The sequence below is a fragment of the Clostridium yunnanense genome (assembly GCF_016595795.1).
Classification (GTDB): Bacteria; Bacillota; Clostridia; order Clostridiales; family Clostridiaceae; genus Clostridium_AR; species Clostridium_AR yunnanense.
In genome coordinates this window covers 18,180-31,860 of sequence record NZ_JAENHN010000055.1, presented here as the reverse complement: position 1 = coordinate 31,860, position 13,681 = coordinate 18,180, and the positions used below count along the sequence as shown (strand labels likewise).

Annotated in this window: 5 protein-coding genes; all 5 read right to left on the bottom strand. The window is 35.0% G+C overall.

The features are described 5' to 3' along the window. Positions 1 to 96 precede the first annotated feature (96 nt). Positions 97 to 8,988 (bottom strand): immunoglobulin-like domain-containing protein, encoded by an 8,892-nt coding sequence (locus JHL18_RS20760; protein WP_200272810.1) that lies wholly within the window; start codon positions 8,986 to 8,988, stop codon positions 97 to 99. Positions 8,989 to 9,446: 458 nt separating this feature from the next. After that, positions 9,447 to 10,412: a Gfo/Idh/MocA family protein gene (locus tag JHL18_RS20755; protein WP_200272807.1), complete on the bottom strand. Its 966-nt coding sequence runs from the start codon at positions 10,410 to 10,412 to the stop codon at positions 9,447 to 9,449. A gap of 275 nt (positions 10,413 to 10,687) precedes the next feature. Then, positions 10,688 to 11,731, bottom strand: coding sequence for a sensor histidine kinase (locus tag JHL18_RS20750; protein ID WP_200272805.1), 1,044 nt, complete (start codon positions 11,729 to 11,731; stop codon positions 10,688 to 10,690). Next, positions 11,728 to 12,402, bottom strand: coding sequence for a response regulator transcription factor (locus JHL18_RS20745; protein WP_200272803.1), 675 nt, complete (start codon positions 12,400 to 12,402; stop codon positions 11,728 to 11,730). Before JHL18_RS20745 ends, JHL18_RS20750 begins: the two co-directional genes overlap by 4 nt. Before the next feature lie 154 nt (positions 12,403 to 12,556). Continuing rightward, entirely contained in the window at positions 12,557 to 13,651 is a 1,095-nt protein-coding gene (locus JHL18_RS20740; RefSeq protein ID WP_200272801.1) for a radical SAM/SPASM domain-containing protein, read from the bottom strand. Positions 13,652 to 13,681: the final 30 nt, after the last annotated feature.

The window sequence follows — 13,681 nt, the reverse complement described above, 5'->3', positions numbered from 1 at the left end:
TTTCTTTGATTAATATTCTAGATTTGTATACAAGCTTTCTATTCTATAAACTTGTAATTTATAATAATTAATTTTGCTTTAAGCTTGTTAAAAATACTAGTTTGCTTTTCTGTTTCTTCTTAGAGCTACAAATCCTAATGCCGCTAACATTAAACCAGCTAGAGCTAAAGCATTTGCATTAATTGGTGATCCAGTCTTTGGAAGATCGTCAGTAGGTGTTGTAGTTGTAGGTGTTAATGTATTTGTTTCTACAACGAAGTAGTCTGAACAGTGATCTGTTACGTAAGCTACATAACCTTCGCTATCAACTTTTACAGTCTTAGCTACTATATCATAGTTGTCCTTATCCATGTAGAATCTGCCTACATCAACAGTCTTGTTCGCCCATTGCTTTCCTACATATACCTTTGCTGTTGCCTTACCTGGTAAGAATCCATCATAAGTATATGAGAAGGTAGCATACTCAACTACTTTTCCTGAATCAGTCTTAAGCTTCTTTCCAATGCTAGTTATAAGCTCTGCTGAAGGCTCTTTTAAGGATAAATCTATCTTGTCCATACCTGCAAACTTATCTGCAGTTATGTCCTTACCATTAAATGTCCAGCCTACCTTATTTCCAGTAAACGTTAAGTTGATGTCTTTTCCATCAATTGCATTAAAGAATCTAGTGTCAACCACTGGCTTTTCTTCAATTTCTATCTTTACTGCTTTACCTTCGTAGTTTGTATTCTTCTTTTCAATAGACATTATGAATAAATCTACTAGGTACTCTCTGTTTCCACCTATGTTAACTTCATTTTGCTTAGTTACAGTTTCCTTTTCTTTATCTGTTGGTTCGATAAGTTCACTTCCACTGTTTAAGTCATAAAGTACTGGAACAGTTCCCTTTAACTTAAGAGCAAATTCTTTAGTATCGCTTATCTTTCCTTTAGCAATAGTTGCTGTAAGCTTAACATCTGTATCAAATAATGGTCTTGAAAGTGTACCATCCTTAGAAACTAAACCTGATGGGTTTGAGTTCCAAGTTATACTTGTTCCATTTGAACCTGAACCTGCTAATGTAATAGGCTTAGTCACACTATTTGCACTATCTCCATCAGCATATTTAACTTGTAAGCTTTCCTTATCTGAAGTTACTGATTGTGTATCATTTAATACTATAGTCTTATTGATAACACTGTCTGCTAAAGTCACTACCTTAAATCCAACAACCTTGTTGTTTGAATCTAATTCGTAAACTGCTACATACTTGTTCTTTGTGTAATCTCCAAGAGCTATATCAGTTCCTGAAACATATGGATTAGTTACTCCTGTTCCAGTTGGTGCTGCATCTCCTACGTTTGGTGCTGCTACTACTCCATCTAAAACCTTAACTGCTAGCTTGTTTCCATAACCAGCTGTTGCATTGATCTTAGTAGTTCCTGGAGCTGAACCTACAGTAGAAGTAGTAGTTACTTGTGGAGCTGTTGTATTGATTGCTTCACTAGTTAAAGTTATTACCTTGTAACCTACAACCTTGTTGTTAGCATCCAATTCGTATACTGTTAGGTACTTGTTCTTTGAGTAATCACCTAAGCTTATATCTGATCCTGAAACATATGGATTAGTTAATCCTGTTCCAGTTGAAACTACATCTCCTACATTTGCAGAAGTTTGTGGTAGTGTGTCAGACACCTTAACTGCTAAGTGATTTCCATAACCAACTGTTGCAGTTACCTTGGTCTTTCCTGTAGAAGTTCCCTTGTCAGGAGTTACAGTAACTTGTGGTGCAGTTCTGTTGATTTGATCATTTGTTAAAGTCACTGACTTAAAGCCAACTACTTTACCATTTGTATCAACTTCATAAACTCCTAGATACTTGTTCTTAGTGTAATCTCCAAGGTTTATATCTGTTCCTGAAACATAGTTGCTAGTTACCCCTGTTCCTGTTGGTGCTGCATCTCCTACATTTACTGAAGGTAATACTGTATCAGAAACCTTAACTACTAGATGGTTTCCATCTGTTACTGTTGCAGCTACTTTAGTCTTTCCAAGGTCTGTTCCCTTGTCAGGTGTTACAGTAACTACTGGTGCAGTTCTGTTGATATCTTCATTAGCTAGAGTTATTAATCTGAAGCCTACAACCTTGTTGTTAGAGTCTAATTCATATACCGCTAAGTACTTGTTCTTAGTGTAATCTCCAAGGTTTATATCTGTACCTGAAACATAAGGGTTTGTTATTGCAAGTGATACTGGCATTCCATCGCCTCTGCTCGGTATTTGTACTAATACATCTGATACCATAACTGCTAGGTGGTTTCCTAGTCCTGCTGTTGCGTTAACCTTAGTCTTTCCTAGTGTAGTTCCCTTTTCTGGGTAAGCTACTACATCCTCTGAAGTTCTATTGATATCTTCATTTGTTAAAGTTATTGCTTTAAAGCCAACAACCTTATTATTTGAATCTACTTCATAAACTTCTAAGTACTTGTTCTTAGTGTAATCTCCAAGGCTTATATCAGTTCCTGAAACATAAGGGTTTGTAACTCCTGTTCCTGTTGGCACTGCATCTCCCTTGTTTACTACTGTTGCTTGTGAATCAGAAACCTTAACTACTAAGTGGTTTCCGTTTTCTACTGAAGCTGTAACCTTTGTAGTACCAACCTTTGATCCTACAGCAGGCTCTGCATTAACTTCTGGTGCAGTAGTATTTACAATTTCATTTGTTAAAGTTACTGGCTTGAAGCCAACTACTTTACCATTTGCATCTACTTCGTAAACTCCTAGATACTTATTCTTAGTGTAATCACCAAGGTTTATATCTGTTCCTGAAACGTATGGGTTAGTTACACCCTCACCTGTTGGTGCTACATCTCCTACATTTACTGAAGGTAATACTGTGTCAGAAACTTTAACTACTAAGTGATTTCCAGGTGCTACTTCTGCGCTGATCTTTGTCTCACCATTGTTTGTTCCCTTTTGAGGAGCAACTACAACCTCTGGTGCAGTTGTGTTGATTTCTTCGTTAGTTAAAGTTATTACTTTGTAACCTACAACCTTGTTGTTTCCATCTAATTCGTATACTGTTAAGTACTTGTTCTTAGCGTAATCTCCAAGGTCTATATTTGTTCCTGAAACATATGGATTTACTAATCCTGCTCCAGTTTGAACTTCATCTCCTACATTTGCATTTATTTCTGGTAACACGTCTGAAACCTTAACTGCTAGATGGTTCCCATTCCCTACTGTAGCAGTAACCTTAGTTTCACCTAAAGCTGCTCCCTTATCAGTAGTTACATTAACCTCTGGTGCAGTAGTATTGATATCTTCATTAGTTAAAGTTACTGACTTAAAGCCAACTACTTTACCATTTGAGTCAACTTCATAAACTCCTAGATATTTGTTTTTAGCGTAATCGCCAAGGTTTATATCTGTTCCAGAAACATATGGATTAGTTACCCCTGCTCCTGTTGGTGCTGCTTCTCCTACATTTACTGAAGGTATTTCTGTGTTAGAAACCTTAACTACTAAGTGGTTTCCATTTCCTGCTGTTGCAGTAACCTTAGTCTTACCTAAGTCTGTTCCCTTGTCAGCAGTCACATTGACTTCTGGCGCAGTTTCGTTTATAACTTCATCATTTAAAGCGAGTAGTCTAAAACCTACTACCTTATTGTTAGAATCTAATTCGTAAACTGCTAGGTACTTGTTTTTAGTGTAATCTCCTAGGTTTATATCTGTTCCAGAAACATATGGATTTACAACTCCAAGTGCTACTGGCATTGAATCGCCACTATTAGGTATTTGTACTAATACATCTGATACCATAACTGCTAAGTGATTTCCAACTCCTGCAGTTGCATTTACCTTAGTCTTTCCTAAAGTACTTCCCTTTTCTGGGTATGCTACTACATCCTCTGAAGTTCTGTTGATATCTTCATTTGTTAAAGTTATTGACTTAAAGCCTACTACCTTACCATTTGAATCTACTTCATAAACCTCTAAGTACTTGTTCTTAGTGTAATCTCCTAGATTGATGTCAGATCCTGAAACATATGGGTTAATAACTCCTGTTCCTGTTGGTTCTGCATCGCCTACGTTTACTGCTGTATTTACAGAGTCTGAAACCTTAACTACTATGTGGTTTCCATTATCTGCTGTAGCTGTAACCTTTGTAGTTCCTTTATTTGCTCCCTCTTCAGCATCAGCTTCTATTTGTGGAGCAGTTCTGTTGATTGCTAAATCAATTAAAGTTAAAGCTCTAAAACCTACAACCTTATTGTTTGCATCTAATTCATAAATACCTAAGTACTTATTCTTAGTGTAATCTCCAAGGTTTATATCTGTATTTGCAGTGTAAGGATTTATTACACCTTCACCTGCTGGTGCTGCATCCCCTACATTTACATTTGCTGAAGATAGATCTTTGTCAGAAACCTTTATTGCTAAGTGGTTTCCATTTCCTACTTCTGCATTAATCTTTGTATCACCAGTGTTTGTTCCCTTTTGAGGAGCTACTACAACTTCTGGTGCAGTTGTGTTGATTTCTTCATTTGTTAAAGTAACTGACTTGAAGCCAACTATCTTACCATTTGAATCTACTTCATAAACTCCTAGATATTTATTCTTAGCATAATCTCCAAGGTTTATATCTGTTCCAGAAACATATGGATTAGTTACTCCTTCGCCTGTTGGTGCTGCATCTCCTACATTTACTGAAGGTAATACTGTATCAGAAACCTTAACCACTATATGGTTTCCAGGTGCACTGGTTACATTAACCTGAGTCTTTCCTCCAGTTGTTCCCTTTTCAGGATCAACTGTAACTTCTGGTGCTGTTCTGTTTATTTCTTCATTTGTCAAAGTTACTGACTTGAAGCCAACTATATTTCCGTCTTTGTCTATTTCATAAACTCCTAGATATTTGTTCTTAGTGTAATCTCCAAGATCTATATCTGTTCCAGGAACATATGGGTTTGTAACGCCTTCACCAGTTGGTGCCGCATCTCCTATGTTTACCGAAGGAATTTCAGTATCAGAAACCTTTACTACTAATTGATTTCCTTTATCTACTGTTGCATCAACCTGAGTCTTACCTAAAGTTGTTCCCTTTTGAGGTTCTACTGTAACTTCTGGTGCAGTTCTATTTATATCTTCATTTGTTAAAGTTATTGACTTAAAGCTTACTACCTTACCATCTGAATCTACTTCATATACTACAACATATTTATTAGTTTTATAATCTCCAAGGTTTATATCTGTTCCTGAAGTATATGGGTTTGTTACGCCTTCACCTGTTGGTGCCGCATCCCCTATGTTTACTGCTGGAATCTCTGAATCAGAAACCTTAACAACTAGGTGATTACCATTGCCTGCTGTTGCAGTAATCTTAGTTTCACCAGTGCTTGTTCCTTTTCCAGGCTCTGCTGTAACTTCTGGTGCAGTTCTGTTTATAGCTAAATCTATTAAAGTTAAAGCTCTAAATCCTACAACCTTGTCATTTGAATCTAATTCGTAAATACCTAAGTACTTATTCTTAGTGTAATCTCCTAGGTTTATATCAGTATTTGCAGTATAAGGATTTATTACGCCTTCACCTACTGGTGCTGCATCTCCTACATTTACGTTTACTGAAGATAAATCTTTGTCTGAAACCTTTATAGCTAAGTGATTTCCATTTCCTACGGCTGCATTGATCTTTGTATCACCAGTATTTGTTCCCTTTTGAGGAGCTACTACAACTTCTGGTGCAGTTCTATTGATATCTTCATCAATTAGAGCTACTAATTTAAAACCTACAACTTTGTTATCAGAATCTAGTTCGTATACCGCTAGATACTTATTCTTATTGTAATCTCCTAAATTAATGTCTGTACCTGGAGTATAAGGATTGGTTATTCCAAGTCCTAAAGGCATATCATCACCTTTGTTTGGTGTTGGTACTGCCATCTCAGCTACCATAACTGCTAAGTGATTTCCTATACCTGGTGTTCCACTTAATTGAGTCTTTCCTAGTGTAGTTCCCTTTTCTGGAGTTACTACTATTTCAGGAGAAACTCTGTTTACATCTTCATTTGTTAAAGTTATTAGTTTAAAACCTACAATTTTATTATTTAAATCTAATTCGTAAACACCTAAGTATTTATTGTTTACATAATCTCCTAGGTTTATATCTGATCCTGGAGTATATGGATTTGTTATTCCAAGTCCCAGCTCCATTGAATCTCCTACATTTGGAGTTCCTAGAGGTGCATTTGAAACTTTAATTGCTAAGTGATTTCCTACACCTGGGATTGCATTAACCTTTGTGTTTCCATTTTCAGTTCCTTTTTCTGTAGTTGCTACAATAACTGGAGCTTCTCTGTTTATATCTTCATCCGCTAAGTTTACAAGTTTGAAGCCAACTACTTTATTATTTGTATCTAATTCATATACTGCTAGATATTTGTTCTTAGTGAAATCTCCAAGGTTAATATCTGTATTTGAATTATATGGGTTAGTTACTCCTACTCCTGTTGGAGCATCATCACCGATATTTGGAGTTGTCACAGCTTGATCTGAAACCTTAACCGCGATGTAATTTCCGTTTTCTGGTGATACTATAAGCTTGCTTTGACCTGTGGCACTACCCTTTTCTGGATCTACCATTATTGCAGGTGCAGTTCTGTTTATTTGTTCAGCTGTCAATTCTAAGAACTTAAAGCCTACAACATTGTTGTCACCATCTAATTCATATACACCAACATACTTGTTTTGAGTGTAGTTTCCAAGCTCAAGGTTGCTACCTGGAACATATGCATTAGTTACTCCTTCTCCTACTGGAGCTGGATCTCCTATGTTTGGTGTAGATAATACTTCTGATGTAACTTTTACTGCTATATGGTTCCCAAAGCCTGGAGTAACATTAATCTTAGTTTCTCCTGTGTTGCTTCCTTTTTCTGCAGAAGCATTTATAACTTTAGCAGTAGTGTTTACTTCAACTGATGATAATTTAATAACCTTAAATCCTACAACTTTATTATTATCATCTAATTCATATACACCTAAGTATCTGTTTACAGTATAATCTCCAAGGTTAATGTCTGTACCGTTAACATATGGATTATATACTCCTCCACCTAATGGAGCATCTTGTCCTTCAACTGGTGTTTCTATAAGTTCATTAGAAACCTTAACTGCAATGTGATTTCCATTGCCAGCAGTTGCATTTACTTTAGTTTCTTGACTATTAGTTCCCTTTGATGCTGTTGCATCTACAGTACTTGGTATTCCATAAATTTGATTGTCTTGTAAGTTTATAAGCTTAAACCCTACAACCTTATCACTATCATCTAATTCATATACTGCTACATATCTGTTAACATTGTAATCACCTAGGTTTAGGTCATTTCCAGCATTGTATGGGTTAGTAACCCCTACTCCCGTTGGCGCTGCATCTCCTTTGTTTGGAGTTGATACAGTTTTGTCTGAAACCTTTACCGCTAGATGATTTCCACCTGCTGTTGTAGCTGCTATCTTAGTATCTCCAACTACAGTTCCTTTTGATGCTGTTGCAGCTAAGTCTGCTGCTGGCTCTGACACTGGACCTGATGGATCTGTTGGTCCTACTACTACTCCGCCTCCATCTAAAGCTCCATTAAGACTTATGATTCTTTCCTTTGTTGGAGAACCATAAAGTATTGACACCTTACCTGCACTTGTTGGATTTTCTGAAGGATTATAGGTTATACTGATCTCTCCAGACTGACCAGGATTTAAAGTGCTTCCTATACCTGTTCTGTCTAATGTAAATTCTCCTGTAGTTTTAATATCAACTATGCTTATAGGATCTTCAGAGATATTGGTTACAGTTATCTTTTTAGCAGCACTACTTGCACTGGCATCAAAGAATAAACTACTGTTTGATACATTAAGATCATAACCTTGAAGTTTTCCTCCAAATACCTTTAGATATATATTTCCTTCCTTTTCATATAGGAATAATATATCTCCATTTGTTGAGTTTATTGATGCATTAGCTACTTGTGTCTGAGCTACTTGGACAGGAGTTCCAAAAGTCTCTCCTAAGTCACCACTTACTGAGAAGTATACATAGCTTCCATCTGAGAAGCCAGTTACTACGTTACCATACCAGTCATCACTTAAGGATCTACCCTGAGAAACTTGGTTGTTTCCCATATCTGGAGTTGTTGATACTCCTGTTGTTAAGTTAACCTTCACACCAAGATTATTCTGTCCAGCAATAAGTAAATAACTAGTATCTGCTGTTGCTGCTATACTTCCCACTGAGAAAAATACTTGGTTACCAGGCATATGTGGTTCACTAAAAGTCTGCCCGTGATCTGTACTTATGTAATATGTAATGCTTGGATTATCTTTTTGTACTATAACATTATGTGTAAATGGATCTACGTGTACATCTGAGAAAACATAATTTTCTGCAAAATCATAATGCGAGAAAGTATCTCCTCCATCTTCACTCTTATAGAAGTTTCTACCACTTCTATCTATAAAGTATAAATAATTTCCATCTGTAGTCATATGTACACTCATATCATTTGAAGCGCCTACATTAATTGGTTCCGAGAAGGTCGCTGCATGATCAGTACTTCTTGAAACCTTAATCATGCCACTTTCTATCCATGTAACATATACTATACCAGAGGATGATACGGCAACTTCAGCTTCATTGTTCATGTTATACACATTTACGCTTGGCTTGAAGCTTGCACCATTATCTGTGCTCTTAGCTACTCTTATGCCTTCGTTGCTTCTATACACTGCATAGATCGTTCCGTCTGAAGCAACTGCAAGCTTTCTTGAGGTATTTCCGTTTTGTAGAGTTGGATTTGTTCCAACATCACTGACAAGTACTTCTCCATAAGCGCTGGTATCAGTTTCATCAGCTTTTGCAATTAATGATTTGTTTATTCCTGTGATTTGTACTACATCTACAAAAAGCATAGCGAGTACGACCAGAAACGTGACAAACCGTTTAGCTTTTTTGCTCCTCATGTTATCCCCCTTACTTCTTAGTTAATTTTTATTTTTTCTATAAGTAAACTTTATCAAAAACCTCTCACAGAATTCTCACAGAAAAAAATACTCACAGAGATAAAACTATCTATGTGAGTATTGATCAATTTTCATATTAATCTTGCTATTCCTTTTATATTAGGGGTTCTACTTAACTACTACATTTTGCTTTTTTCTAATTTTTTCTAAATATACTTTTATTATCAATAAATTTTCCCAAGTAAACCTTTAAATTAAGTTATGGATTTACTGGTTTTTCTTTACTTACAAAGCTTTCAACCCCTGATTTTAGGCGTAAATTGTTAAAAAGTTATATATTTATCTTTTTAAATTTTTATATTTTTCTCTATTTAAAAAGTTTTCTTCTTAAGAAGTTATGTTTTTTTTTTTTTAAAGTTATATTTTTCTCTAGTTAAATTTCATAGTCTTTAAAAACGCTACTTAACTCCACATTGAGATAAAACTATATCAAATATTTCTGCGCAGTCAATAGTATCTTGAAGAGGTATTATATCACTCTCTATTTTATTATTTTTATATAGGTGAGCAAAATGATTAATCTGATATATAAAGCCATCTTCAAAGCTTTCCTCAAAGACCTCTACTAAATTATTTTGTCTATCATATCTTTCACATCTTCTTGGTCCTAAGAAATCATAAACTACTATATGTCCATCTGATCCATATATATGTGCATCTCTATTAGTTTCAGCAGTAAACCCACAGCTCAAGGAAGCTAAAGCACCACTATTAAACTTCATATTCATTACTACGAAATCATCAACACCTGACTTACTGATGGTACCTACACTATTTATCACAGTAGGTTTTTCCTCTAATATACCTGTTGTGAACTCTATAGGGTATACCCCTACATCATATAGACTTCCACCAGCTAACTTCGGATTGTAAAGCCTGTGTTCTGGATCAAATGGAAAGTTAAAAGCAAAAGAAGCATTGATTAACTTAACGTCCCCTATCTTTCCTTCCTTCACCCACTGCTTTACCTTCTGAGTAGTAGGAATACACCTTGACCACATTGCTTCCATCAAGAGCACATTCTTTTCTCTAGAAAGTGTTGCTAATTCCTCTGCATCTTTCTTGTTTGTAACTAGTGGCTTTTCACAAATTACAGGCTTATTGTTATTCAAACAAAGCTTTACCATATCAAAATGAAAATTATGAGTTTGTGCTATATAAATTGCATCAACCTCTTTATCTTTTATCAAATCAATGTATTTATCATAAGCTTTCTTTGCACCAAAGTTTTCTTTAAAAGCCTCAGCTCGTCCCATATCTGAAGCTGCCACTGAATTTAGTTCTACCCCTTGAGCTGTATTTAAAACCTTTGCAAACCTTGCAGCTATTCCTCCAAGCCCTATAATACCGAACCTTACTTCCATATAATTCTCCCCTTCTCATATAAATTAACCCATTTATTCAATTCTGCAATATTTAAAGCTCTTTTCCTATCTAGCAACTTTTTCTTATCATCTATATCATTAAACATAATATAAACTCCGAGGTAAAATTATTCCCACATTAAACATAAATAATATATTAATTTAATTATTACATATCTTAGCAAATAAAAAAACTCGCCGCGGCGAGTTTTTTTACTCATATGACTTTCTGAATGTGTATGAGGAAAACTTGGCAGGAGAATAAGTTTTCTTTTTTATAAGATAACCTTAAAAACAGTACCTTCGTAAACTTTGCTTTCAAAGATTATGTCACCATTACATATCTCTACAATACGTTTTACAATAGCAAGTCCTAGCCCATTTCCTTCTGAAGCCCTTGATGGATCTCCTTGATAGAACTTCTCGTATATTCTACTCTTTGCTTCTTCTGATATACCTATTCCATTATCCTTTATTGTAACTACTATGTTCTGCTTATCTTTTTTAAGTGATATATCTATGTATCCTTCATTATTTGAAAATTTTATAGCATTACCAATGAGGTTCACCCATACCTGCTGCATAAGTTCCTCATCCCCGTTATATATAACTTTATCTAAGTTTAGGTTTAGCTCTAGGTTCTTCTTACTCCATTGCTCCTCTAATAATAGAAGAGTTTTTCTTATCTGCTCATCTAAAGAAAATGTTTTTGCTTCACTTTGAATTATTTGATTGTCTAGTCTTGAAAGCCTCAGCATGTTTGAACATAAATTGTTAAGTCTTTTTGTTTCTTCTATAATAATGTCAGTGTATTCATCAAAGCTTTCCTTTGGTAAGTTCTTGTCCTTTAATATTTCTACAAAACCCTGAATTGAAGCTATTGGAGTCTTAAATTCATGAGATACACTGCTCATAAAATCTTTTCTCAAATACTCCATACTTTTAAGTTCACCTATCATAGCATTGAAGTTATCAGCTAAGGCTCCCATCTCATCTTCACTTTTGTAATTTATCTCTACATCAAAGTTTCCCTTTGCTATTTCCTTTGTACTGTCACTAAAATATTCTATTGGTTTAACTATTTGTTTTGTTACAAAAAATACAGTTAAGGATCCAATTACAGCACAGATAATTAACGTACTTATCAACAGCACACTTTGAGTTATGCTCTGACCTTTGTAATAAAAGTTTATATTCAATATCTTTAAGACATTGCTTATTATTAACGAAATTACTAGGGATAATGCACATGAAAAGCATAGTATGCTTATAAAAACCAAAGTAAACTTAGCTCTTATTGATTTTGATATTCTCTTCATATGTATTTTTCCACCTTATAGCCTAATCCACGTATAGTTATTATTTTAAACTGTTCTAAGTAATCAAACTTCTTGCGGAGCTTCTTAATATGACTATCCACAGTTCGTTCATCCACTTCTGTATCCATCCCCCATATCTCATCCATAAGCTGCTGCCTAGTAAATATCTTATTAGGATAACTTAAAAGCTTGAATAATAGATAGAACTCTTTTTTAGGAAGTTCTATAGTTTCCTCTGGTGTAGTTACCGTTAGATTATCATAGTTTAAGCTTACAGCTCCAAGTATTATTTTTCGCTCAGTAGATATCTTAGCTCTTCTTAAAAGTGCTGAAACTCTTAAAAGCATCTCATTCATCTCTATAGGTTTTACCATATAGTCATCAGTGCCAACAAGGAAACCTTTTTCTTTGTCTTCAAAACTGTCCTTAGCAGTAACCATAAGTATTGGAATATTATAATCCGCATCTCTTAAGGTTTTAGTAAGCTCGTATCCATCCAGTCTTGGCATCATGATATCACTTATTATAAGATCTATGTGAACACTGTCCATTATCTCCAAGGCTCTCTCACCATCTTCTGCCTGATAGGCCTCATACCCTGCCTGCTGAAGCTTTACAGCCATGAGTTTTCTTATGTTTTTATTGTCTTCAACTACCAATATATGAAACATATTATTCCTCCGTAATATTATCCACAGTTCTTATTGTTATTTGCATACTTATCAACATATTTATATAGAAAAATGGTCAACTCTAAACATAAACTTATTTTTAGCTATAGAGTTGCCCATTCATAACATATTCATATATAAAAGTATAAATTATTTAGTTATCTGCTAACAGTTTCTTAACTTCAGCTTCCTTCTCAAATAATACGCATCCACCACTATGCTCACCTGAAAGTATTTCGTATTCCTTAAGCTTTTGGAATAGTGGGGATTTAAGAGCTTCTAGTAATGTGCAATTTTTTAAGTTCATATCTGAAAAAGGAGAAAACGGACATGGTTCTGCTCCTCCGTTAGTGTTTATATGGAAGAAACCTCTACCTGCAGCAAGGCAACCACCTGTATATTTTTCATCTCCAGGGAAAGACAAGAAGATAGCATCTTCGTACATTTCTCTAAGCTTACTCTGCTCAGCTTCAAGAATATCACGTTCTTTATCCGTTGGCGCAATATTTCTAGTAGCTTCTGTAACTGGTACATATTCTACAAACACCATTGCCCTACAGCCTTTTTCATAAAGCTTATCAAAAAACTCTTTGCTTGTAACTGTATTTATATTTTCAGTAGTTACCGTAACCGAAGCGCCATATAATATACCTTTTTTCTTTAAGTTGTCCATCACATTCATGAGAGTATCATAAGTTCCTCTACCACGTCTATCATCGGTCTGATCTCTGTCTCCTTCTATACTTAGAATTGGCACAAGATTTCTATTCTTATCAAGTAATTTTATATACTCCTCATCAAGCATTGTACCATTTGTAAATATAGGGAACATTATTTCTTTTACTTTAGCAGCTTTTTCAATTACTTCTCTTCTCATAAGTGGTTCTCCACCAGCAAGTAATATAAATGGTATCCCTAATTCCTTCGCTTCCTCGAAAACTTCTCCCCATCTTCCTGCTGACATTTGATTTAATTCTAAACCTTCTCCGCAAGCTTTATTTGCTCTTGCATAACAGCCCTTACAAAATAGGTTACAAGTGCTGGTTATACTTGAAATTAAAAATGAAGGTATATCTTGTCCATTAGCTTCAAAGGCTTCTCTTTTCTTTTTTGCTTCTTTACTAGCCAGCATGTATTTTACCATAAACGCCGTTTCTCTTGGGTTTTTAAAAGATGCCTTTATTATATTATTGATTATATTCTCTATGCCACCACTCATGTATTCTGCTATGTTAAACTCACTATTCATATTCCCTATAACCCCTTATGTTTATATTTT